At 55.5% G+C, this 23,906-nt stretch carries 18 protein-coding genes; 11 read left to right on the forward strand and 7 right to left on the reverse strand.

Annotated features, from left to right (window positions below):
- Positions 1-2: 2 nt before the first annotated feature.
- From J2046_RS11620 to J2046_RS11640, 5 genes are all read right to left on the reverse strand, one after another.
- A complete protein-coding gene (locus tag J2046_RS11620; RefSeq protein ID WP_210051874.1) occupies positions 3-1,277 on the reverse strand; it encodes a hypothetical protein in 1,275 nt (424 codons plus the stop codon).
- Complete coding sequence (locus J2046_RS11625; protein ID WP_233469702.1) at positions 1,274-1,855, reverse strand: YdcF family protein; 582 nt, start codon at positions 1,853-1,855, stop codon at positions 1,274-1,276. The genes J2046_RS11620 and J2046_RS11625 overlap by 4 nt, the downstream gene beginning before the upstream one ends.
- 115 nt (positions 1,856-1,970) lie before the next feature.
- Entirely contained in the window at positions 1,971-3,140 is a 1,170-nt protein-coding gene (locus J2046_RS11630) for an MraY family glycosyltransferase (protein WP_325169747.1), read from the reverse strand.
- Between the two features lie 207 nt (positions 3,141-3,347).
- Positions 3,348-4,796, reverse strand: a complete 1,449-nt coding sequence (locus J2046_RS11635; protein ID WP_325169752.1) for an apiosidase-like domain-containing protein — start codon at positions 4,794-4,796, stop codon at positions 3,348-3,350.
- Positions 4,797-4,800: 4 nt separating this feature from the next.
- The gene (locus J2046_RS11640; protein WP_210051877.1) at positions 4,801-6,000 is read right to left on the reverse strand and encodes a glycosyltransferase family 4 protein; all 1,200 of its coding nucleotides are present in this window, start codon (positions 5,998-6,000) and stop codon (positions 4,801-4,803) included.
- Positions 6,001-6,283: 283 nt separating this feature from the next.
- Between J2046_RS11640 and J2046_RS11645 the strand changes: the two genes are divergently transcribed.
- From J2046_RS11645 to J2046_RS11655, 3 genes are all read left to right on the forward strand, one after another.
- Positions 6,284-7,495, forward strand: coding sequence for a polysaccharide pyruvyl transferase family protein (locus tag J2046_RS11645; protein ID WP_210051879.1), 1,212 nt, complete (start codon positions 6,284-6,286; stop codon positions 7,493-7,495).
- Positions 7,496-7,633: 138 nt separating this feature from the next.
- Positions 7,634-9,118 carry an oligosaccharide flippase family protein gene (locus J2046_RS11650; protein WP_210051882.1) on the forward strand — a complete coding sequence of 495 codons (1,485 nt, stop codon included), beginning with the start codon at positions 7,634-7,636 and terminating at the stop codon, positions 9,116-9,118.
- 4 nt (positions 9,119-9,122) lie between these two features.
- Entirely contained in the window at positions 9,123-10,112 is a 990-nt protein-coding gene (locus J2046_RS11655) for a glycosyltransferase (protein ID WP_210051884.1), read from the forward strand.
- Between the two features lie 16 nt (positions 10,113-10,128).
- On the opposite strand, the gene J2046_RS11660 is transcribed toward J2046_RS11655, so the two are convergent.
- Complete coding sequence (locus J2046_RS11660) at positions 10,129-13,632, reverse strand: chemotaxis protein CheB (protein ID WP_210051886.1); 3,504 nt, start codon at positions 13,630-13,632, stop codon at positions 10,129-10,131.
- A 722-nt stretch (positions 13,633-14,354) separates the two neighbouring features.
- Here J2046_RS11660 and J2046_RS11665 point away from each other — a divergent pair.
- From J2046_RS11665 to J2046_RS11680, 4 genes are all read left to right on the forward strand, one after another.
- Positions 14,355-15,092: a LuxR C-terminal-related transcriptional regulator gene (locus J2046_RS11665; RefSeq protein ID WP_210051888.1), complete on the forward strand. Its 738-nt coding sequence runs from the start codon at positions 14,355-14,357 to the stop codon at positions 15,090-15,092.
- Positions 15,093-15,461: 369 nt separating this feature from the next.
- On the forward strand, positions 15,462-16,868 hold the full coding sequence (locus J2046_RS11670) for a glutamate-1-semialdehyde 2,1-aminomutase (protein WP_210051890.1): 1,407 nt from the start codon (positions 15,462-15,464) through the stop codon (positions 16,866-16,868).
- A 110-nt stretch (positions 16,869-16,978) separates the two neighbouring features.
- Positions 16,979-18,052, forward strand: a complete 1,074-nt coding sequence (locus J2046_RS11675; protein ID WP_210051892.1) for an NAD-dependent epimerase/dehydratase family protein — start codon at positions 16,979-16,981, stop codon at positions 18,050-18,052.
- A gap of 7 nt (positions 18,053-18,059) precedes the next feature.
- A complete protein-coding gene (locus J2046_RS11680) occupies positions 18,060-19,403 on the forward strand; it encodes a DUF4910 domain-containing protein (protein ID WP_210051894.1) in 1,344 nt (447 codons plus the stop codon).
- Here the strand turns inward: J2046_RS11680 and rfbC are convergent.
- Positions 19,390-19,941 carry a dTDP-4-dehydrorhamnose 3,5-epimerase gene (gene rfbC / locus J2046_RS11685; RefSeq protein WP_210051896.1) on the reverse strand — a complete coding sequence of 184 codons (552 nt, stop codon included), beginning with the start codon at positions 19,939-19,941 and terminating at the stop codon, positions 19,390-19,392. The two genes, J2046_RS11680 and rfbC, sit on opposite strands and share 14 nt — an antisense overlap.
- A gap of 293 nt (positions 19,942-20,234) precedes the next feature.
- On the opposite strand from rfbC, the gene J2046_RS11690 reads away from it, so the two are divergent.
- The 4 genes from J2046_RS11690 (at position 20,235) to J2046_RS11705 (ending at position 23,866) form a co-directional block, all read left to right on the forward strand.
- Positions 20,235-21,527: a class I SAM-dependent methyltransferase gene (locus J2046_RS11690; protein ID WP_210051898.1), complete on the forward strand. Its 1,293-nt coding sequence runs from the start codon at positions 20,235-20,237 to the stop codon at positions 21,525-21,527.
- Complete coding sequence (locus tag J2046_RS11695; protein ID WP_037145562.1) at positions 21,524-22,336, forward strand: glucose-1-phosphate cytidylyltransferase; 813 nt, start codon at positions 21,524-21,526, stop codon at positions 22,334-22,336. Before J2046_RS11690 ends, J2046_RS11695 begins: the two co-directional genes overlap by 4 nt.
- Positions 22,333-22,986: a PIG-L deacetylase family protein gene (locus J2046_RS11700; RefSeq protein ID WP_210051900.1), complete on the forward strand. Its 654-nt coding sequence runs from the start codon at positions 22,333-22,335 to the stop codon at positions 22,984-22,986. The genes J2046_RS11695 and J2046_RS11700 overlap by 4 nt, the downstream gene beginning before the upstream one ends.
- Before the next feature lie 109 nt (positions 22,987-23,095).
- A complete protein-coding gene (locus J2046_RS11705; protein WP_210051902.1) occupies positions 23,096-23,866 on the forward strand; it encodes a helix-turn-helix transcriptional regulator in 771 nt (256 codons plus the stop codon).
- Positions 23,867-23,906 lie beyond the last annotated feature (40 nt).

Raw genomic sequence — 23,906 nt, forward strand, 5'->3', positions numbered from 1 at the left:
ACCTATCCATTGGCCGCAAGCGAAGGAGGATGCATCTCATACCGGTTGCGGCGACGGTAGGGGATGATCGCAAAAGCCAAAACCGGCGCAGCAAACATCAGCATGTGCACCCAGACCATCAACACCCAGTCGGTTTGGTGGGAAATCGCATGCATCGAAGGAATGATCGAAAGCGCATAGGTAAATTGCGCCGCGAATTCTCCACTATTGGCCGTGACCCAGATGCGGCGGAGAAGATAAGCGAGAATGAAGAACTTGAACGCACCGAGATACCAGAAGGATTCGAATGCATCCGCCATGCCCGTTTCGGTCGTGCCAACGACAGGATTAAAGTCCCGAGCCCGTGGCGGCATGGGCAACATGAAAGACTGTTTGACATCAACCCCAACAACCTGGGCGGGCACGAAACTGAAAACGAGCCTGTTCCAGTGGAATTTGCCGTAATCGAATTGCATGGTCGTGGCGGCATGATGGATCCGAACGATGGCGTTGCGCATCTCTTCTCCGCCATCTCTCAAGACCCCCGACAAATTGCCCACCACGTCGATTCTCTTGATTTCATCCCACACAGGCGCAGAATTCGCTTTGGTTATCGTGCGATAGTCCCCCATGCTGTTCATCAGCAGCGTGCCAAGTAAAACCCCGACGATGATGAGAGTGCGCGGAATGGCCAGGCCTTTATACCACCACCATGCAAGCATGAAGATCATGATCAGTTCGACCGTCTCTGCACGTTTGCCGGTGATCACGATCCGATCGAGATAGAAGACAAGATCGAAAGCAATGATGGTGGCGGCCCACCAGGAGAAACGTCGCGCGAAACAGAGTGCGGCGATGACCAGTCCATAACTCAACAGACGCGAGAAGAAGACGTACATGACGGGAGTACCGGTCATCTGCACTGCAATGGTGAGTTCACCGGGAAGACGGCTCAGTTTGAAATAAAAATAGGCACCGACAATGGAAAGCAGAGCCGCTATGATCAGGAGGCGGCCTTCATCAAAGTCGAGACGGAAAAATGCCAACGGCCTTGCCGTCTGGCTCCACCCCCACCAGCACATGAAAAGACAGACTATCGTGAACGCGATCGTCCTGGCGAATGCCGTCTCCGGTAGAAAGCTATCCGTCGCCAGACCCGGAACCTGCGGAAGGATGAAGCTGAATGTGATGACACCTGTGAGGAATGGGAACTCGTAGATCCTTTCAGGACGCAACATTCCCCATCCGAGAAGCAGGAGCACGACGCCGGTCAGACAGAAGACCAGAAAGATGTTCATCGCCCGGCATCCGCGTTAGCCAGTGGCAGCGCTTTGGGGGCTGCGGCAGTGGAGATTTGGCTCCTTACGTCGTAGGCGATGGTCTTGATATATTCCTTTACGATTTGGACGCCGTCGATATCGAAAGCGAGCATCCAGTAAGATTTCTCCCTTTCAGCAGGTACCGAGATCCAGCGGATGTCCGGCATTAAAGAGCGGAAACGCTTTACCGCGCGGCCCGAGTGAAACCAGCTCGTCACCAGGATCGCGCTCCGGACCTGCATGCCGGTGAGTATAGGCTGCGAGAACGTGGCGTTCTCCCATGTGCTGCCGGACTGGCACTCCGTCGTGATCACCTCGGACTTCACGCCGGCTTCAATCAGCAGCTGGCGAATGAAATTGCAGTCGCCGCGGCCTGTGACCAGCACAAGTGGTGCCCTTCTCTGATGCCAGAGTGCCGCCGCTCGCGCTGCTCGTGGCGGCCCGTCGCCCCCCAGCACGACGATGATATCCGCGTTCGCGAGAACGTCCCGCGCCATTAGCAACGAACCTGCGGAAATGAGCGCCAGGCCATAAAGCACAAGGATACCGGCGACCATGGCACTCAGATATGCCAAGATGCGAGCCAGCCGTCCAAAGGGCTGCACCCTGACGAGGGTCGGCACATATGTCCCGGCAGGTTTCGGCCGAAGGTGCAGCGCCACCCAGGAGCAATCATTCATCTTTCAAGACCGGCTTCGCCGCTCCCTTGAAAACCATACTGCTCGCAGCGCCGCCGAGCATGTCCGTTCTGCTTGATCGCAACCCCGCTCCGTTTCCTTCCGGCTGCACTTTGGCTCGGTAGCCAGTGGTGGAAAGAACGAACAGCGTATGAACGGCGATCGGTAAGATGAGCCCGAGTGCCATGATCTCGCCAGGCACATTTGCCCGAATTCCCACATAACCGATCCCGCCACAGATCGCCGACGCTAATATCACGGTGTTGGTTGTCGCAGCATGACTGAGACCATTGTCGAGCAGCAGATGATGGAGATGCCAGCGATCGGCCGACATCGGACTGCGGTGGGCAAGCAGCCGGCGAGCGATCAGGCTCAGCGTATCGACGATCGGAACGATCACGACCCACAACAATGCGGGAAAGGAAACCGCACTGCTTCTGGTCGCCAGTAGAAGTATGACATAAGCGATCGTTGCGCCGAGAGCCGTACTGCCGGCATCGCCGAGGAACACGCTCGCACGCATGCGCCAGGGGCTTCTCATGTTAAACACCAGGAACGCGCAGAGGCAGATGAAAAGCGTCTCGAGCGAGGCAATGAACTCCGTCATTTCTGCCGATCCGGCGATGACGATCAACCAGATCAGGGAAACAGCCGCCACGCCGCCCGCAAGCCCATCGACCCCGTCGAGCATGTTCCACGAATTCACAAGCCCTGCGACGAATAGAACGCCAATAAAGAAAAAGAATGGCAGGAACAGTGCGGTATCTTCGGAAAACAGAGCCCCCACCGTTAATGAACTGATATCGGTACCGCCAACGAGGGCAACCGCTATCGACAGCTGCAGAATCAGACGGCCGATGGCGGGAAGGGGCAGGCGGTCGTCAACGACACCAATGAACGTGATGATCAGCAGCCCCAGCCAGAAATTCAATCCGAGTAGATCGGGCCTTCCTCCGAAGAAGGTGGCAATGGCGAAGGCGGAGAATACGGCGATCCCCCCGCAAAGCGGAATGGCACCGCTATGGCGCTTCCTGACGGTATCCGGGCGATCGACAAGCTGAAATGCCACGGCCAGACGGCGCAAACCAACGATCAATGAGACGCTCAGGATGAATGTTGCGATCGTATTGACAAATAGCCAGGACATCTCGAATTCCCTTGCCACGGAGGAGAGTAAGCTTCGGTCGAGCGACCACGCCGACCTTCGATGTGATTCTAAAAAACCTCGGCGGAGGGCGGTACGCGAGCAAAGGGAGCAGAGCTCTCCGACATAGGAAGGAGGTGGTGCCGCGGATACCTACCCCTCTAACCCCTATGGCGGTTCCAGTCTCGAAAGGCGTAGGCGAGTGAGCTTCTGGTGCCCCTCCGGCACCTAATCCGCGAGAGATTTTGGAGGTGTTTGCATCAAATGCTGAGCAGGCCGAGCGACGTCCTCGTCGTCGTTAGACAAGACAGCCACCCAGTCGTGGAAGCCGGAATCGTTTGGCGTCTCGGGGACAGCGATTTCTTTCACGCCATCACCGACGAACCGCTCACTGTCTTTCATGAAGATACCGCTGGATGGATCGTACCATCGCAGCAGCTTTCCGCCTCTCGCCAGGCTGGCGAGATCGATCGTCAACGTAGTAGCGTCGCTGACGTAGATCACGGCAAAGGAGCCATCCACGCTGCGCGCCGCCGATATCTTGCGGTGGCCCATGCCTTCCCCGCCTTTTAGCAGGGAACCTTGATCCGGCGTGAGCTTCCACCATTCCAGTCCGCCGAAGAACGTATTGAGATGCTTCAGGCTTTCAGCACCATGGCTCGAAATCGCCTGCTGCCAGGTTTCCGAGGAGCCGTAGAGACCGGGACCGGAAAAATGCCAAACGGGATTGTTCCCGAACATCTGGCCGCCAGCGCCTGAAAGGAGTGCGCTGTAAGCAATCAAACGGACTTCACGCTCGTCAACGCCATGCTCACCCTCGTACTTTCCCTCCATAAAGAAGAAAGGCCTCCGAGGCCCGGATCGATGGCGTGCGGAAACTGCCTCGGCGACATCGTCGTATGTGTAGACAGTATCGATGTCGAGCCAATCCACCCCTTGCCAGTAGTCGCTGCTGACCGTGTCGCGATTGGCGTGAATGGTCTGAAGCGCATCCGGCGCGACATCTGTTATCCCCTCGGCGATCGCCGTCACCAGAGCCTTGTCGGGCGGATCGTAATCACCGCCCTGTACCCAAATGATATTTGAAAACTTGGCGAAGCGGCGGGCGATGTACCGCCCGTAGGCTTTCAACTTCTCCGGCCCTGCGGCAACCATTTCCAGATACCAACCATCCGGCCCGCCACCGGCCCCGAGATAGGCCGGACACAGGAGGACGAGGAGATTTCTATCGGCGGCGGCCTGGATGACCATCTCGGCCCTTCGGAAATAGGCCTCGTTCGGCACCTCGAAGGCGGCGCCGAGAAATGGCGCTTCGCCGTAAAAATTTGCCGGCGCATTATGTGCGAATCTATGCTCGATCAGTGATGCCAGGACTGTGTTGAAGCCCTGCCGCTTTCGCGTATCGAGATAGAATTCCGCGTCGTTCAGGGAGAGATCCGCGATCAGCGACCAGGCGCTGTCACCCGAGATAAGAAATGGCCGGCCCTGGCTGTCCTCCAGATAATGACTACCCCGTGCCGTTCGCAGCGGAAATTCGATACCCCCGGCAAAGGAGGAAGTCGTAAGCATGAACAACAGACAGGAGCTGATGGACATCCTTATCAAGGAGCGCATTCGGCCGTCGTTCGCCGGTCGTTTCTGAAGGCGGCGCCCAGGAGATAGGAGATAGCGTTTCATCGTATCACAGCCGCTCACGTACGACACGCAGCCAATTCTTGATCGGCAGGGGGATATAAGTGCGCAACCCTGGCCGCAGTCCGGGAGGGATCGACCAGCCGTCAATATCCAGCACAGGCGACAGCTTCGGCCAGCCGGTCATCGCCGAGCTTATGACGTCGTAATAGCGATCCGCCATCCTTTCGATGCTATAACGCTCCGGGGCTATTGCGCGCGCCGAAAACGACATGCGCTCAAGCAGATCGCGATCTTGATGGAGGCGCGTGACAGCATTCGCAGCCGCGGTATAGTCTCCGACGGGAAAAAGCATTCCGTTCTTGCCATTCTCGACGATCGTATCCGTGACACCTCGGATATGGGACACGACCGGGACGCATCCTCCCGCCATTGCTTCGATCAAAGTCAGTCCGAAGCCTTCGAAACGGGAGGGCATGATGAGAACGTCATGTTCCGCCATCACTAACGGAATCAGAGCAAGCGGCATCGTTCCGGTATAGCGCACGCGATCCGCATGCCCCGCAAGACGTCGCTTGAGCTTAGGCATATCCGGTCCGTCACCGACCACCGTCAGGGATACGGTCTCCGGCAGGCCGTCGAGAATCTCACGGAGCCACAGGACGCCTTTGGATGTATCTTCGATCCGTCCCACATAGAGAGCACGCAATTCCGCTCCGGTGCGCACACGACGGCCCTCCTGCTCGCGAAAAGCGGCCGTATCGACCGCATTCGGAATGGTATAGGTTCGGTCGGCGGGAAAACCGTGACGTTCAACCAAGTCGGTGCGGCATCGCTCCGATACGCCGATCGTTGCATGCGCGAAATCGCGGATCGACCTTGCTGCAGCATAGGTACCCGGGGTGATGCTGTGGACGACCAGAATGCGCAGGATGTGTTCCGGCAGGTATCGGGCGATATTCGTCTGCAGCCTGTCGCCAAGGACATTGATGACGACCCCGTCAAAACCCTCGCTTTCGATTGCTTCCGCCATTCGCTTGGCACAGGCGCCTTCCGTGAACGAGGCTGGCATTTCCAGCAACAATCCAAGCGGGCCTTCCTCTCGCATCGCTGCCGGCAGTTCATATCCGTCGCTGCATGTGCCGAGCCATTGAACATCGACCCCGTATGCCGCCAAACCAGCCCGCAGATGTTTAAAAACGGAATAGGTTCCGCCGACATGCGGAAGCACGAAATAAGCAAGCTTCATCTACGGCCTCTCTCATCGCAGGCGAAGCGACGGTCCATCCATCCGGATGATCGAAAGCACCGTTTCCGCTCAATTCGAGGATACTAGAGCCCCGACTGTCTGGAGGTAGTCGAATGCTGGGTTAAGTCGCATCGTCCTTAGAAGGATGGCCGCAGGAGCATGTATTCGTTTGGGGGATCATTCCAGCCGAATTACGATGTGTGTAGGCACTCGTCGAGCCGATATCAGTGTCTTTAGAAGCGACGGTATCACCGGCCGCAGTCTCGCGCTCATGGAAGACCAGATGAAGATCAGCCTGCTCGGGCAATTCGGATCCGGCAACTCCGGCAATGACGGGTCGTTGGAGGCGATGCTCATCTATTTGCACAAGTTGCGGCCTGACGCTGAATTTTTATGTATCTGCTCCAACCCGGCCGTCATTGAAGCGCGTTATAACATACGGTGTATGAGCGTTGGCGGCCCCGCCCTTTCCGCTCCATGGGCCAGGACGCTGGACAGGCTCCTCCTGAAACTGCCCCGTCGGCTGGCGTTGCTCGGCATCGCGATTGCACAACTGAACGGGTTTGATTTGATGATCATCCCAGGAACCGGAATCCTTGATGATTTCCAGGAGAAAGCATTCGGCTGGCCGTTCGTGATCTTCTGCTGGTGTTTCGTCGCCCGGCTATGCCGAACTGAGATCGCTTTCGTCAGTATCGGCGCGGGACCGATAAAAGGCCGCCTCAGCCGGTGGTTTCTTGTGTCTGCGGCAAAGATGGCCTCATACCGGTCATATCGCGACGATTATTCATTGGAATATATGCGCTCACTCGGTGTCGACGTTTCCGGCGACCACCGCTACCCGGATATTGCCTTCGGCCTTCCACTTCCCGCATGCGGCCCTGAAAAGCCGGCCGGTGGAGGTTTGTGCATTGGAGTCGGCATCATGCATTATCGCGGATGGCAGCCCGGCGAATCTCATGCCGACGCGATCTATGAAAACTACATCCGCAAGATCTCCGCTTTCACGAGCTGGCTTGTCGCAGAAGGATACCGTGTCAATCTGTTTATGGGGGACGTCACCGACCAGCGCGCGTGCGACGATATTGTCGACATCCTCGCAAACACGGTCGCAAAAGCGGACTGGGCTCGGGTCGAGATCGCTTCGGGAGGAGGATCACTCCACGACCTGATGAAGCGGATCTCAACCGTCGATCTGGCGGTGGTCTCGCGATATCACAATCTCGTCTGCGCATTGAAGCTTGGCCGGCCGACGATATCGCTCGGATATGCGAAGAAGAATGATGATCTGATGCGGGATTTCGGCCAGCAGCAATTTTGTCGGCATATAGAAGCATTCGACGTGGATGGACTTCAGACCCTGTTTCTGGAGATGCTCGATAAACGAGAAGCCATCAAACACCAGATCGGGATCGTAAATGAGCGTTTCCAAAGTCAGCTTCTCGAGCAGCAGCAGATTTTGGGCAAGCAGTTGCTTTCAGCGCCTCCGGTCTGACGTGAATACAAAACAACATCTGGAATGACGCATGCCCAATCCTTGAGTAGCCCCGGGGGTCTTTAAAATGTATCGGCACAGGAAAAGAACCGACCGTCTCCATCGGATCGCAAGGTTCACCGGATTTCGGAGCGGCACATGAGTACCCCTCGCCGCGCGTTCATTATGTCGTCGATAGAGCAGTATCTGGGTCTGGCTATCAACATCATCGTCGTGGCCGCGATGGCACGATTGTTGACGCCTGATGCCATCGGGCATGCGGTGACGGGTATTGGTATTGGCGCAATCGCCCTGTCGCTGCGAGAATTCGTGACGCCGGAATTTCTCATTCAAAGGCCGCAGATCGAGGAAAAGGATCTCCGAACCTCCTTTACGATGCTCCTTGTGCTCACCGTGTTGATCACTGTTGGAATGGTGATCATCTCAAACGAGATCGCGCAGTTTTATGATGCACCCGAACTGCCGCTATTTCTCTTTCTTGTCATGATGTCGGCCTTCGCCGACGTGGTTTCGCAGCCGATTGTCGCAACCCTGCGGCGTAATATGGCGTTTGGAGTACTCGCCAAAATCCGCAGCGTAGCCCTGCTCGTTTCCGCTTCGTCGACGATCCTGCTGGGATTTCTCGGTTTCGGTTATATCAGCTATGCATGGGCTATGCTCGCCGGCGCGATCACGCTCGCCGGCTTGTCTGCTTTTGTCTCTCCCCATTCTCTCGTCCTTATATGCCGGCCGAGTTTGGAATCCTGGCGTACGGTGGTTGCGTTCGGGCGTTTCAAGGGGGCTTCTCAGGCAGTCGATCGCATCTATGAAACTGTTCCGCAGTTGATCCTCGGCAAGATCATATCGATGTCCTCCGTCGGTCTTTACAATCGGGCCAACACCTTGTGCGGAATTCCCGACAGGATCGTCATGTCGGCCTTCTATGCGATGGCCTTTCCGGCTCTGGCTGCCAGCGTAAGAGGGGGCGGAGACATCAAGAAGGCATACCTCAATACGCTCAGCTATCTGTCAGGACTCTATTGGCCGGGCGTACTCCTCATCGCACTGACAGCTGCCCCCATCGTCGATCTCATTCTTGGGCCTCAATGGGGTGATGCAATTCTGCTCGTTCGACTTCTTTCGCTTGCTGCAGTCTTCTGGTTCGCAGTCGTTGTCACCAATCCGCTGCTGCTCGCACTCGGGCACAACCGTGACGCATTTCTCTCCGGCTTCCTGTGCCGTTGCCTGGCATTGGTCCTGCTCTGCGGGGCCAGCACCTATGGCATCACGGCCATGGCAGCAAGCCAGTTCATCTCCCTGCCCGCACAGATGCTGATCTCTCTCTATTTTGCCAGAAAACATCTGGGATTTACATTCGCTGAACTGATGGCGGCAATTCTTCCAAGCGTCGTCGTCACCCTTTTTTCAGTGATCGGACCGCTGGCGTTTCTTGCCTTCAACGGGTGGAACTTCCAGATGAACTTCCTGCATTTCGGGCTGATGCTTTTGACCGCCGCTGCAGGGTGGCTCCCCGGCCTGATTGTCGCAAATCATCCATTTCTGACGGAAATCCGGTTGATCCTGCGTACGCTGTCAAACGCAGCGCCGTGGCTGCGCCGACATTTTCCGGCCTTGAGAGCATAGACAGATGAGGACCGTCGACGTCGTCGTACCCAACTATAATTACGGAAGATACCTGCGCACCTGCGTGGAAAGCATCCTGAATCAGGAAGAGGTCCAGGTCCGCGTCCTGATTATCGACAATGCATCGACGGACGACAGCGCAGAGATCGCAGGATCGCTCGCCCACGACAACCGTGTCGAGCTTATTCTCCGCCAGGAAAACCTGGGAACGCATGCCTCCTTCAATCAGGGCGTGGATTGGGCCCAGGGCGACTATTTCCTGCTGATGTTCTCCGATGACTTTCTTGTCCCCGGAGCTCTGAAGCGCGCGGTCGACCTCATGGAGCGAAACACGTCGGTCGCATTCTGCTATGGACTGGACGTCGCTGTCGAAGACGACGCGCCAATTCCTCGGATTCCACCTCAACCCTATCCAACGCCGTTCGAACTCCACGAAGGTCGAGCCTTCATCGAACGCTTCTGCAGGATGGGAGTGTTCCAGATACCCGGATCATCTGTTGTCGTAAGGACGAGCATCCAGAAGCGCGTCGGCCATTATCGCACTAACTTACCCCACAGCGACGACTATGAAATCTGGCTGCGGCTGGCGTTGCATGGCTCGGTAGCCGAGATTGCATGTGTCCAGGCCGGTATTCGGTCACATGCGAACAACCGCTCCAAGACATTTGCGTCGCGCCAGACACAGCACATCCTTCATACGGCCGCGGCTGCCGAGAGTTTCTTCAGCCATGAAGGAAAGAACATGGTGGGCAGTGACGCAATGCGGCAGCTGGCCCGGCGGGGTATTGCAAACCGAGCCTACTGGTCCGGCATCTCTCACCTTCTCCGGGGAGATATCGAGGCTTTCGAATTGTTGAGGCTGGCTTTTCGCATCTCACCGCTTAAGGCTTTTCTGCCACCTGTCGGCTACCTCCTACATCGGCCCGACGCTGGTCGCCGCATAAGATTTCTTCTTTCAGCGTGGCCGAAAATTTTCAGACGCCGCTTTCATTGATGCAGGCGGCCTGACACTATTCCTCTGCCGCAACCACAAGCCGCAGCAAGGCAGGAAAAGAGGACGAGCCTGTTCTGCGCATGATGGAAGCTCGATGGTTTTCAACCGTCCGCTGGCTCAATCCCAGCTCTGCAGCAATGATCTTGTTCGGCTGTCCGAGGATAATTCTGTCCAAGATCTGCCGCTGCCTCCGCGTCAAGGCAGCAAGCTTGGCACGGGCCGCGTCACGACGGCCGGAGCGGTCATTTGTATCGCGCACCTGTTCGAGCGCCGTTGTGACACTCCGTTGAATATCCTCAAGGGAAAACGGCTTCTCAATGAAGTCCGCCGCCCCGTGCTTCATCGCATCGACGGCCATGCGGACATCGCTGTGACCGGTGATGACAATGACGGGAAAACGATGCTGCCTTTCCTTTAATATGCGTAACAGTTCAAGCCCGCTCATGCCGAGCAGATAGGCATCCAGCACAAGGCAGCCCGGTCTGTCCGGATCGTAGCCAGCCAGGAACTCTTCTGCGCTGGCGTAAGTCAGAACTGCCCAGTCCATCCCCTCGAAGAGAGTTCGTATACTCTCTCGAACGCCTAGCTCATCGTCGATCACTTCGATCAGCGGACTGAGTGCGGCGTCCGACCTCGCGGCATGACTATTGTCTGTTGCATTCCCCTTGTCGGAATGCACAAGAAGGTCATCGACCGCCTGAATGACCTCCCTCAGCTTCACGGGTTTGTTCAGGTGCGGGATAGCATGCTGGGCGTATTTTTTGAGTGCGTTGCTCGATATGTTGCCTGTCAGTATCAATCCGGGAATCCGACGCCCGAGGATATTGCGTATGTTCTCAATCGTCGCGAGGCCGTCCATAGCCGACGAGATATTGTAGTCGGCAAGGACAAAGTTCGGCATGAAGCGCCCCTGCTTGACAAGGGTTACCGCTTCGAAAGCGTTAGTTGCGGTCGCGACGGTATGTCCGGCCTGCTCCAACCCCATTCTCAGCAAGTCTCGCATTGCATCCTCATCCTCTATGATAAGAATTGATGCCACTGGAGAGTTTTGAGCTCTTTCCGCCCGAAGATCCAACGGGAGCAACGCCACCAGGGGTTGGTCAATAGCAGCGCGATCGATCTCGATCGAGAAAACCGATCCCTTCTGAAGCTGTGATCGTATTGAAATCTTCGATCCGAGCAGATCGCTCAGACGCTTAACGATTGAAAGGCCCAACCCTAGACCACGGTCTCTGCCCCGAATGGGTATGTCGAGCTGATGGTATTCGTTGAAGATCTTTTCGATCTGATTTTCGGGAATCCCTATGCCGGTGTCCCAGACCTCAAGCCGAAGTTTGCTGCCATGCCGGCGACATCCGAGAAGGATCTTTCCGCTAAGCGTGTATTTGAGCGCATTCGACAGGAGATTGCGGAGGATTTGCTCCAACAGACGGGGATCCGTGCGTACCGCCAGCCTGCAAGGGACAACCCGCAGTTCGAGTCCTTTTGCACGCGCGGGGTAGAAAAACTCCTTCTGCATCCGAACCAGGAGATTGGTGATTGCAAAGCTTTCAAACTTCGGCTGCACCATGCCGGCTTCGATCTGATTGATGTCGAGAACCGTATTGAGAATGCCCGACATCGAGGCAAGCGTCTCTTCCATCCTCAGCACAAGTGTTCGCGGCTGCTCGTCTTTGACCATTTTCTCCAACAGCCCCTGAAGGAGTTTCAGTGTCTGCAGAGGCTGACGAAGATCATGACTGGCGGCAGCCAGAAAATGAGATTTTGCTTGAGTGGCGAGCTCCGCGGATCTCTTCGCCGCCTCTCTATCCTGCAGTATCTGCTTCTGAATGCTCACATCGATGAAGATAACCACAACCCCCTCGATCCGGCCTTCCTGGGTTCGGTAGGGCCTTATCCGGCGGATGTACCAGCGGTCGTCGCGCGCACTGATCTCTCTTTCGACTGCCCCCTCGCTTTTCAGGACGTCGAGCGCATCAGTCTGCAACGTCCCATCATCCGTCAATGTCGTGAAATCGGAAAGCGGCCGCCCAATATCGGAAGATATTATGTTGAACAGAGACCGGGTTGCAGGCGTAAAAAAGCGGATATTCAATTCGTTATCGAGATACAGCGTAGCAATGTCTGTACTGCTGAGAATATTCTCGAGATCCTTCGAGATTGCCCGCTGGCTCTCTAAAGCCTCCCGGAGCTGATTGTTGACAGACGCCAGCCCCTGGTTCGAAGACTGCAATTCCTTTTGAGAGGTTACGAGCTCTTCGTTTGCCGCTTGGTATTCCTCATTGAGGGAGAGAGCTTCTGCATTGATGAGCTGCTGCTCCTCGCTTGCGGTCTGCAGGTTCCGGATGGCGGCCTGCAATTCGGCCCGCGTCTCCTCCAGCTCGGCCGCAAGCTCCGCAACGCGGGCATCATCTGCGCGTGCGCCCTGCGGCCGCTCTGTCCTATGGTCCAGAGAAATATCCTCAACGAAGCAAACCAGAAAATAATGTTCCCCGTGGTCGATCAGCGGCTCGACGTGAATGCTGAAATGAATCTTGTCGCCGTTATTTTCGATCATTGCTCCTGTTGCGACGAAAGGCTTTCGGTTTTCTGTCGCGTGTTGGATCGCAGATCTGAGTTTTCTATGAAGTCTCTTGGGGGTTATGGCGAAAAGATTGTGAGATGCGGACCCCGGCGCGACATTGAGGAATTTAGCCATTAAGCCGGTCGAATAGAGGCATTCATGTCGTCGATCGATAAGAAGCGCCGCTGGGGCATAACGATCAAGCAAGACCCGAGAGACGGCTTCAGCCAAGGAACCTTTTCCGGAGGGTGAGAATGTGCGCTCGGGACGGGTCGCCAATCGAGCGCGGAGGTTTGCTGGAGCCATAGGTGTCCGGTTGAGGATTGCTTCCGGCATCCTTGCAACAGGCAGGATGACCGGATCAATAGCCGACCTGATCGCATTGCGCGGCATACCGTCGAACTCGGCTTCCTGCGGATCCTGTACGACGACGAGGCCACCGGCATCCGTTATTGAGGCGATCGCGGCAGAGCCATCAGCCCCGGCACCGGACAAGATGACTGCAACCGCGCGGGCACCATATTCGCGAGCCAGGGAATACAACAGGAAATCTAACGATAATCGCGCATCGGCCTGGGTGTGAGGCGGGGCGAGATGAAGCCTGCCCGCTTCCGCCTCCATGTAGAGTTCCGGCGAAATGATATAGAGATGCTCGGGTTTGATGACGATGCCATCCGTTGCCTGGAGCACCTTCAGTGAAGTCTCAGCCGACAGCAATTCGGCCAACATGCCTTGGTGAGCCGCATCGAGATGCTGCACAAGCATGAATGCGCATTCGGTCCGGTGGGGCAAGGCTTTCAAAAGCGAGCTGACCGCATTCAGCCCTCCCGAGGACGCGCCTATGCCAACCACCTTGAAGCCGGTTATCGGGTTCGACGCGAGGCCATGTAACGGTTCGCCCGAATCTCTGCCGGATCGCCGCGCCTTTCTTCTTCGACTGAAGCGGCGTTTCACCATACTTACTTCCCGCTTGTGCTATTTTGATGAAGGGCCGCCGGTGCCAGTTGATTGTCCATAAGGCAGCCGCAACGAAGTCGAGAGGACTTCATCGGCTCGGCGAGCATTCCTTAGGTTTCTGGATCATGTTGTCACTGGCGGGTTCGGTGATGACCAACTCCGATGGTAAAAGACGCCATTCTCGATCGTTGCGGGTCCTCCCTTCAACCGCGGTTTCCGACGAAATCGTGCGGCTCGTCAGGTTTCTATATAGTTTCGGTTTCGATATATTACCTAGATACGTCCCTGAAGGGGATATACCCTTAAGTTGTAGGGCATTACCCAAATAATTAAGTAGGGGATCAAGCCAGTAGTTCTTCACGTTTTCTTACCTATTTTGATGCAATTCCGCGCTCCCAATTTTTGTCGTATTAATGAAGGTATACGAAGAATTAGGTATTTTCCGATGCTTTTCCACTTGCGTCGCTCCATTGTAACCTACTGCCATGAGAGAGTGCCTGGGCACGTTGTGCGCCAAGTCGGAAGCATCGCGTAGCGCCTCAGTTCTAAGCAAACATCGGAAAAATCACCTAAACAAAAGTATTGTATTTGCATTTGTAAGTTTTTATTTAATAGAATTAAAATATAATAAAAAACTAAACGGGACCACAATTATGTGAAGCCGAAGCTTTACTTGAAATCCAGCACTTTCGCTGGAAATAAGGGTTGGAAGGGGGAAAAAGGTGGCAACAGCAATCCCTACTTATGGCTATATGCCGAACGCGGCGCGATTTAGGGTGGTCGCCAATTCGCTGCGCGGCTCCGAAATGCCTGACACAGAGACACCTAAACTGGCGATTATCGATGATCGAGCGCTAGACCGTGAATGCCTGGCTCAAAGTCTGATTGCTCATGGGCTCGGGATGGATGTGGAACTGTTCTCGTCCCTCGAGATGTGGAGGAACACCGCAGAATCCCGGCACGCCGGCATTTTGATCAATATCGGCCGGAACGACGTCTGCGACGATCTCTTTATAAATGATCTCAAACGCCTTATTTCGGAATTTCCGGAACTACCTATTGTCATTCTGGCGGAAAATCGTGACCTCCGGCAAATTCTCCGGGCTTTTGAAGCCGGTGTTCGAGGATACATTTCCTCGGCGATCGGGTTGAATGTTTGCGTCGGCGCCATTTCACTGGCTCTGGCGGGAGGCAAGTTTATCTCGGTGGAAAACCCGGATGACCTTCGTCAGTTGCTGGTTGTAGCCGAGGACAAGGAGCGGCGCCGGACGGCCATGTTCACACAACGTGAAGCCGATGTGATCGACGCACTGACACGCGGAAAGCCCAATAAGATCATTGCCTATGAGCTCAACCTCCGCGAAAGCACGGTCAAGGTCCACATCCGGAATATCATGAAAAAGCTGCATGCCAGAAACAGGACGGAGATCATTTTCAAGATATCCGATCTGTTTAAGTAGAAATCCCCAATCTGGCTTCTCTATCAAGGCCGCGCGGTGATCCTCGTCTGAGACGTGCTCGCCTCGATGGATTTTGGGTGTTCACTCCGAATAATTGACGGATATGCGTCGGTCGCACGTCATCTGCCCCTCGGAAGAGAACGATCTCCTGTGACCGGCTCTTTGTCGCAACGGACTCAAAAATAGAGACGTTGTCAGCTCATTTGCTCTTCGTAGCCAAAGAAATCCGCTCATATCGTTTTCGATCCGGTTCATGGATGCATAACCTAAACCTTTCGATCGAGCCGGCCCGTCAAATGGTGGAATGAAAACGTGCAGCCCGGATGCGGTATTAATCGTCATTCGAAGATCGCAACCGGGGCCTCGTAAATGGAAAACCTGATCCAAGATTTTGAAAACTCTGATCGTCTTCGCAAGCGGGCACGTCAACTCATACCCGGCGGTGCCCACACTTATGCGAAGGGAGACGATCAGTATCCCATCCTTTCCCCCGGCTTCATCGAAAAAGGGTATGGCTGCCACGTCTGGGATGTCGATGGCAACGAATATATCGAGTACGGAATGGGCAACAGGGCTGTCGGCCTCGGCCACGCCTATTTCCACGTTGTCGATGCGGCCAGAGCAGAACTGGAACGAGGCTGCAATTTCACGCGTCCGTCCCGGATCGAGATTGATTGCGCCTCCGCATTTCTGGAAACGATTACAACCGCCGAGATGGTCAAGTTCTGCAAGAATGGTTCGGATGCGACGTCAGCGGCCATACGCCTTGCAAGGGCGGTCACGGGGCGGGATCTCATCGCCCGTTGCAGCGATCACCCATTCTTTTCGGTCGATGACTGGTTCATCGGGACAACCGAGATGAATGCGGGAATTCCAAAAGCGATTCAGGCTCTTACAGTCGGCTTCAAGTACAACGATCTGGAGCGCGCGCGCAGTCTCTTCAGCCAATATCCGGGCCAGATCGCGGCATTCATCCTGGAAGCGTCGCGCGGAGAAGATCCAAAGGACCATTACCTTCACGAGCTGAAAAGACTATGTCACGAAAACGGTACCTTGTTCATTCTTGATGAGATGATCACCGGTTTTCGGTGGCACACCGGCGGCGCACAGAAAGCCTATGGTATCGTTCCGGATTTGTCGTGTTTCGGCAAAGCGCTGGGCAACGGTTTTTCCATTTCCGCGCTTGCTGGAAAGCGGGAATTCATGGAACGTGGCGGTATCGAGCAAACTTCCAAGCCGCGCGTATTTCTGCTTTCGACGACCCATGGTGCGGAAACCCACACAATGGCGGCGGCTATCGCCACCATGCATGTCTATCGGCACGAACCCGTCGTTGAGCATCTCGTCCGCCAGGGAAATCTGTTGCGGGCAGCAGTCAACCAGGTCGCCGCAGGCCATGGGCTTGCAAACCACTTTAGCGTCCACGGTCATCCGGCCTGCCTCACCTATTCGACCCTTGATGAAGAAGGCAAACCCTCCCAGGCCTTTCGCTCCCTCTTCCTGCAGGAAACCATACGCCGGGGTCTTCTCGCCCCGTCGCTGGTCGTCAGCTATACACACATGGATGACGACATAGAAAGAACGGTTGGCGCTATCGATGGAGCGCTCGGCATCTACAAGAAAGCACTGGAACATGGCGTCGAGAAATATCTCATCGGGAGACCCTCCGATGTCGTCTTCCGACGCTTCAACCAACAATCGCTGGTCGCACACGACCCGGAGCCAATGCCAGCTGCGCCAACTGCTCTGAGATCATCTGAAAGACGTAGCGGCTAGGATCACCTCATCCAATCGCATGCCTGCGGCGACCGGTTTCCTCAGTCCTACGCGGTCGGCCGAGGCGATACGCTTCTCCGCGTCAAGAGCTGCGGAGAAGGAAAACGGCAATGAGAGTTCTGGTTACCGGCCACAGAGGGTATATCGGCTCGGTCATGGTGCCCATGCTGCTGAAGGCGGGCCATGAGGTGCACGGGTACGACAGCGAATTCTACCATCGCTGCACCTACTTTCCCGGAGGGCAGTTGCCCAGGGTCCCGGGCGTGTGCAAGGACGTTCGCGACATAACACAAGCCGACCTCGAGGGATTTGAGGCGGTCATCCATCTGGCCGCACTTTCCAATGACCCGCTGAGTAATCTCAATCCGGAGATAACCTACGAAATCAACTACCGCGGCAGTGTCCGCACGGCGGTCGCTGCCAAGAAAGCCGGCGTGAAGCGCTTTCTGTTTGCTTCGTCCTGCAGCAACTATGGCGCAGCCGGCGAAGGCTTCGTCAATGAGACCGCGGAACTGAAACCCGTCTCGGCCTATGGCATCTCCAAGGTTCTCGCCGAGCAGGAAATCGCAGGCCTTGCCGACGCCAACTTCTGCCCCGTGTACATGCGGCCGGCGACCGCCTACGGGCTTTCTCCCATGCTCCGTTTCGATATCGTGCTCAACAATCTTACGGCTTGGGCCGTCACCGAAAAGCTTATCCTGCTGAAGTCTGATGGCACGCCATGGCGTCCGATCGTTCATATCGAGGATATATCGCGCGCATTTCTGGCGGCGCTGGAGGCACCGGCCGACGACGTCCGCAATCAGGCGTTCAATGTGGGCCAGGACGCACACAATTATCAGATCAAGGAGATCGCCGAGATCGTCGCCATGACGGTTCCGGGATGCCGCCTGCAATATGCAAGTGACGCCAGTCCGGATACCCGCTCCTATCGCGTGGATTTCAGCAAGATTAAGCGAACGCTCCCGGCTTTCAAACCGACCTGGACCGCGGCCGCCGGCGCCGCGCAACTTTACAAGGCCTATACGAGCGCCGGCCTCACGCTCGCCGAGTTCGAAGGCCCGCATTATCAGCGCATCGGTCAGATTCAAAAGCTTATCCGTGATCACGAGATCGATGAAAATCTGCGACGCCCACCGCGGATACCGGAACCCGCCACCCATATTGCGGTAGCCGGAATGTGAGGCCGACATGGATAGCGTTGGGAAAACGCTCGGCTCATCCGCGACTTCCCGGAATGACAGAGAAATGGGACAGGCGATCTACATGCTTGCCTGCCGGCTCTTTCCGATATGCCGTAGCATCACGGGCAAGGGCGTCAGGGATACGATCCGCATCATGCGAGATTATATCGATGTCGAATGCCGGGAGGTTCCGAGCGGTACACGCGTTTTCGATTGGACTATTCCCGACGAATGGATCGTCAGAGATGCCTATGTGAAGGATTCCCGCGGACGGAAAGTTATCGATTTCGCGGCGTCCAACCTCCACCTCATGAACTACAGCATTCCGGTACGGCGGGTTATGCCGCTGGCGGAGCTAAAAACTCATATCTATACCTTACCGGCGCAGCCGGACCTCATTCCTTACAAGACCGCCTATTACACCGATGCCTGGGGCTTCTGCATGGCGCACCGGGAGTTCCTGAAACTCCGGGATGACGTCTACGACGTCGTCATCGATACAGAAAAGCGGCCGGGCCATCTCGTCTATGGCGAATATCTTCACGCGGGGGGGAGTAAAAAGGAAGTCCTCCTTTATGCACACATCTGCCATCCGTCGCTCGCAAATGACAATTGCTCCGGGTTGGCATTGCTTACATGCCTCGCCGCGTACCTGAAGGCGGCCAGCACGCATTATAGCTATCGTTTCATCTTCGCGCCGGGAACCATTGGTTCGCTTGCCTGGCTGGCCAATAACGAACATCGCCTTTCGGATATAGCTCACGGCCTCGTTCTGTCCTGCATTGGAGACGGCGCGGTTCCGAACTACAAGCGAAGCCGGCGAGGCAATACGATGATCGATCGCATTGCCGCCTGTACGCGTTGCGGAGATGAGAGTATCCCTCTCACTATCAAGGACTTCAGTCCCTACGGATATGACGAGCGACAGTTCTGTTCGCCAGGTTTCGATCTTCCCGTGGGCCTTCTGCAGAGAAGTGCATTCGGCACCTTTCCCGAATATCATACATCAGCTGACAATCTTGATTTCATTCGTCCGGAACATCTCGGAACCTCCTTCCGAATGGTAAAGGACATGATCGATGCATTGGAAGGGAACTGGACACCTCTGAACCTCTCTCCCAAGGGAGAGCCGCAATTGAGCAAGTACGGGCTTTTCTCCGTCATCGGAGGACACAAGACCAACAGCGACCGAACCCTGGCATATCTATGGGTGCTCAATCTCTCCGATGGGCACAACTCATTGCTGGACATTTCGGAAAGATCGAAGATGCCTTTTTCGGAAATCGCCGCTGCGGCCGCGGCGCTTCAGGAAGTCGGACTGATTGCGAACCTGGGCTTCACAGAACGGTAGAAATGTCGGACATGGCCCATCTGGGCCAGCTCAGATCCCGTTCCGAAATCACCGATGGCTTTGCCGGCCAGCTGATACCGAGCGCAGGCTCATCATAGCGTATACCACAGGCACTATCTGCGACATATGGTGTTGAGATCATGTAAGAAACGGCGACGTCATCGCTAAGCGACTGGAAACCGTGCGCAAATCCCTCGGGAATATAGAACTGCAATCCATTCTCGGCCGAGAGTACCGCGGCAACCCAATGCAGGTAGGTTGAAGAGCTGCGGCGCAAATCCACCGCCACATCCCAGATCGCTCCCCTTACACAGGAGACCAGTTTGGTCTCCTGATGCGGTGTTTTCTGGAAATGAAGTCCACGCAGCGTGTGTTTGAGTGTCGATATGGAAATGCTGTGCTGAACGAAGTCGGTCGCCAGGTTGTGGTCAGAGAATTCTTGCTTGCAGAATGTCCTTGCGAAAGAGCCGCGCTGGTCAACGAACCGCTCTGGCTCAATGAGCCAGAGATCTTCAATTTTCGTTCTGACAAACCGCATTGCTACCTCCGCAGCGGACGTGATCCCCATCCCTCAAGACCAATGACTTTCCTTCACCCCGCTCATCCCGCAAAGTGATCTATAAGTTGTATTAGCCACCGCCCCCCAAATGTGATTACAAAACTGAAAAACTACAACCATTTGATAAGATCGCTAAAAGACAGATGTCTAATACATCTTTTGGATGATACCCTACATCGGAATACAATATCGCTTCCTCCGTCCTTCCGTAATAAAGTCTTTCCAATAATAAAAACGGCATTCAATTAATATACGTAACCGGGGGTGACGATATGAATGGCGGTACTGAAGTTTCCTTCAGCATGGATACTGCTCAAAACGTGGGACTGTGCCGGCTATGCGGCTCACCACTCCAACATACATTCGCCGACCTCGGTATGTCGCCGCCATGCGAAAGTTTTGTGCCTGCCGGTGCTATCAACAGCATGGAGCCATATTATCCGCTGCACGCTTTCGTTTGCAGTGAATGTTTCCTCGTCCAGCTCCAGGAATATGTCGAACCGCGGGATATATTTGAAGAATACGCTTATTTTTCTTCGTACTCGGATAGCTGGGTTGCGCACGCGAAGCAGTATTGCGAAGCGTCGATCGAGCGGTTTGCATTGGATCACAATAGCTTTGTTGTTGAGATTGCCAGTAACGACGGCTACCTGCTGCAGCACTTCCTGAAGAAAGATATTCCCATCCTCGGCATCGAGCCGGCGCTCAACGTTGCGAAGGTCGCGGTACAAAAGCGTGTTCCGACCATCACCGATTTCTTCTGCAAGACATTGGCAAAGCAGATGGTAGCGGAAGGGCGACAAGCCGACCTCATCATCGGCAACAATGTCCTTGCTCAGGTGCCCAACCTCAACGATTTCGTTGCCGGCATGAAGGTCCTGCTCAAGCCGTCGGGTGTGGTTACGCTCGAATTCCCGCATATCGCGAGGCTGATCGAGGAAAACCAGTTCGACACGATCTATCACGAGCACTTCTCCTACTTCTCGCTTCTGACCATCGAAAAAATGGCTGAGCGGCATGATTTGAAGGTGTTTGACGTGGAGGAACTGCCCACCCATGGGGGGTCCCTGCGAGTCTATCTCACCCACGCCTCCAGCTTAAGGCCGCGTGAACCCCGGGTGGACGCATTGCGGCACCGTGAGAGCGAAGCCAGGCTTGACCAGATCGAAACTTACACCGCATTCGCCGACGCGATACAGCAGACAAAGCGAAACCTCCTGTCGTTCCTCATACGTCTCAAGGAGATGCGCAAATCCATCTGCGCCTATGGCGCGCCCGGAAAAGGCAACACCCTGCTCAACTACTGCGGCATCGGCACGGATTTCATCGATTTCGCGGTGGATCGGAATCCCTACAAACACGGCCGTTTCACGCCCGGCATGCATATCCCGATCAAGCCCGTCAGCGAGATCGAGCGTGCCAAACCGGATTACATTCTCATCCTACCTTGGAATCTCAAGAGTGAAATCGTCAGTCAGATGAAGGACATCGGCAATTGGGGCGGCAAGTTCGTCATCCCGATACCGGACGTCTCCGTCATCGATCCGAAGGAGCTCGGACAATGAAGGTCGTCTTGTTCTGCGGCGGCAGAGGCACACGCATCCGCGAATATTCGGAAAGCGTCCCGAAGCCCCTCATCCCGCTCGGCTCCCAACCCATCATGCGCCATGTCATGGAATATTACTCCAGTTTTGGGCATGACGACTTCATCCTCTGCCTTGGCTACAAGGCGAGCACCATCAAGGACTTCTTTCTCAACAGCAGGCCGGAAAGCTACAGTGATTGCATCATATCGAGCTCCGGACGGGTCGAGATGCTCGAGGGTCCGCCCAGAGATTGGCGTGTGTCGCTGATCGACACCGGCATCTGGCGCAATATTGGCGAGCGTTTATGGGCGGTGCGCCATCACCTCGACAACGAAAAGATATTCCTGGCGAACTATAGCGATGGCCTGACGGATGTCGATCTCGACGACATGATCGAGCGGTTTGAAAAAAGCGACAAGATTGCGTGTTTCCTCGCGGTGCGTCCTCCTCTCACCTACCACCTTGCCGATATCGAGGAGAACGGACGGGTCAAGGAATTCAGGTCGTCAGAGACGTCCGACATGTGGATCAACGGCGGCTATTTTCTGATGCGGAGAGAGATCTTCGACTACATGCGTGACGGCGAGGAACTCGTGCTGGAACCGTTCGCCCGTCTCATCGCCGAAGACAAACTGATGGCCTACAAGCATGAGGGCTTCTGGCGATCCATGGATACGCTTCGCGACTGGCAGACTCTGGAAGCCATGGTGGAGCGTGGTGATATGCCTTGGATAAGGCGCAATGCCACGACAAGAATGGCTCCCCAGGCGGCGGTACAGATCCCATGAAAAGGATATGTCTGGCCGCACCCGGCGATCGGTTGTCCGTGCTTTGTGTCGGAGCACACTCCGACGATATTGAGATCGGTGCCGGCGGCACGATCCTAAGTCTGCTTTCGGAGGGCGTGCAACTCGACGTGCACTGGTGCGTGTTGAGCGGTGGGGAGGAACGCGCGGCCGAAGCGCGGAACTCTGCTGAAGCGTTTCTGAGAAAAGCGGCGTCCTATTCCATCGAACTCGGATCGTTCCGGGACAGCTTCTTCCCGAGCCAAAGCAACGAGATCAAGTCCTGGCTCCTGGCTCTGCGTGAGAAAATCGATCCGGATGTGATCTTCACGCACAGTCGCGAGGATGCCCATCAGGATCATCGGGAGATCAACGAGTTAACGGCCAACGTGTTTCGAGATCATCTCGTAATGGAATACGAGATTCCGAAGTGGGATGGGGATTTCTGCAGTCGCAACACCTACGTGCCGCTGACTGAGGATGCCTTGAACATGAAGGTTGCGCTTCTCCTGGAGCACTTCGGCACACAAAGGTCCAAAGACTGGTTCGATGCGGATACGTTCAGAGGCCTGGCCCGCCTGAGAGGCATGGAATGTCGTGCGCCGGCCCGTTTTGCAGAGGCATTTACCGTCAGGAAGTTTGTCCTGGTCTGAGTTCAATGAAAAGGCTGATCGGAGGGGGGGTCCTTCGATCGGTCAAGAAAGAAGAGAGCACATGTTCGTCTGAAATATCTGATGTCACAACAAGGGGGAGTACGTAGCGATGGTAGAGAACGATGGAATTTATAATTCTGCTCGGCTCGACAAATACGATGAGCTGCGAGGGAAACTGCGACAAGACGACATCGAGAGCCCGCAGGTCGACCTTCGGTGCCGGGCAGAGAGCGGATACATCACACTCATAGACCGGCGAACGCTGGAGCGCGAATGCCTGGCACATGGCCTCAACTGCCATCATATCAACCGAAGGGTCTTCACATTTTCCGATCTTCAGGAATGGCAGGAAGCGAGAGCGGATCTCGGCATACCCTCGGCGGTACTTTTCAACGCCGGCAATTGCGCGGCCAGCAACCAGCAACTGGTCGCAGAGATCGCGGAACTCGTGGAGGCAGTGGCCCCGGCTGCGGTCGTGGTCCTGTCGGACAATCAGGATATCAACACGGTTCTGGACATAATCGGGCTCGGTGTTCGCGGCTATATACCGACCTCCGTCAGCATAGATGTGTGCATTCAGGCGATAAGTCTCGCGATCGCCGGCGGCAAGTTCATCCCGGCAAGCAGTATCGCCAATATAAGGGATCTTCTCGGCGTTTCGTCGCCCAGAACTATGCCGGCCATGAAATTCACAAATCGGCAATCCGCCATTGCACGGGCGCTGCGCTGCGGCAAGGCGAACAAGGATATCGCCTCGGAGCTCAACCTTTGTGAAAGCACGATCAAAGTGCATATCCGCAATATCATGAAGAAACTTGGCGCAACCAATCGAACTGAGGTGGCCTGCAAGATCGGCGATATGGTGGTGTGTGAGCACTAGCCGCACGTTTTGAGGCATATCGGAATACGGTTTACAGCAG

It is taken from the genome of Neorhizobium petrolearium (assembly GCF_017873175.1).
Lineage (GTDB): Bacteria > Pseudomonadota > Alphaproteobacteria > Rhizobiales > Rhizobiaceae > Neorhizobium > Neorhizobium petrolearium.

Bases quoted from the DNA above. Each gene is read 5' to 3' on its own strand.
- J2046_RS11640 (WP_210051877.1), bottom strand. From the start codon at position 6,000: ATGAAGCTTGCTTATTTCGTGCTTCCGCATGTCGGCGGAACCTATTCC.
- J2046_RS11620 (WP_210051874.1), bottom strand. From the start codon at position 1,277: ATGAACATCTTTCTGGTCTTCTGTCTGACCGGCGTCGTGCTCCTGCTT.
- rfbC (WP_210051896.1), bottom strand. From the start codon at position 19,941: ATGCGGTTTGTCAGAACGAAAATTGAAGATCTCTGGCTCATTGAGCCA.
- J2046_RS11675 (WP_210051892.1), top strand. From the start codon at position 16,979: ATGAGAGTTCTGGTTACCGGCCACAGAGGGTATATCGGCTCGGTCATG.
- J2046_RS11700 (WP_210051900.1), top strand. From the start codon at position 22,333: ATGAAAAGGATATGTCTGGCCGCACCCGGCGATCGGTTGTCCGTGCTT.
- J2046_RS11660 (WP_210051886.1), bottom strand. From the start codon at position 13,632: ATGGTGAAACGCCGCTTCAGTCGAAGAAGAAAGGCGCGGCGATCCGGC.
- J2046_RS11655 (WP_210051884.1), top strand. From the start codon at position 9,123: ATGAGGACCGTCGACGTCGTCGTACCCAACTATAATTACGGAAGATAC.
- J2046_RS11680 (WP_210051894.1), top strand. From the start codon at position 18,060: ATGGATAGCGTTGGGAAAACGCTCGGCTCATCCGCGACTTCCCGGAAT.
- J2046_RS11645 (WP_210051879.1), top strand. From the start codon at position 6,284: ATGAAGATCAGCCTGCTCGGGCAATTCGGATCCGGCAACTCCGGCAAT.
- J2046_RS11695 (WP_037145562.1), top strand. From the start codon at position 21,524: ATGAAGGTCGTCTTGTTCTGCGGCGGCAGAGGCACACGCATCCGCGAA.
- J2046_RS11690 (WP_210051898.1), top strand. From the start codon at position 20,235: ATGAATGGCGGTACTGAAGTTTCCTTCAGCATGGATACTGCTCAAAAC.
- J2046_RS11650 (WP_210051882.1), top strand. From the start codon at position 7,634: ATGAGTACCCCTCGCCGCGCGTTCATTATGTCGTCGATAGAGCAGTAT.
- J2046_RS11705 (WP_210051902.1), top strand. From the start codon at position 23,096: ATGGTAGAGAACGATGGAATTTATAATTCTGCTCGGCTCGACAAATAC.
- J2046_RS11670 (WP_210051890.1), top strand. From the start codon at position 15,462: ATGGAAAACCTGATCCAAGATTTTGAAAACTCTGATCGTCTTCGCAAG.
- J2046_RS11635 (WP_325169752.1), bottom strand. From the start codon at position 4,796: ATGAAACGCTATCTCCTATCTCCTGGGCGCCGCCTTCAGAAACGACCG.
- J2046_RS11625 (WP_233469702.1), bottom strand. From the start codon at position 1,855: ATGGTCGCCGGTATCCTTGTGCTTTATGGCCTGGCGCTCATTTCCGCA.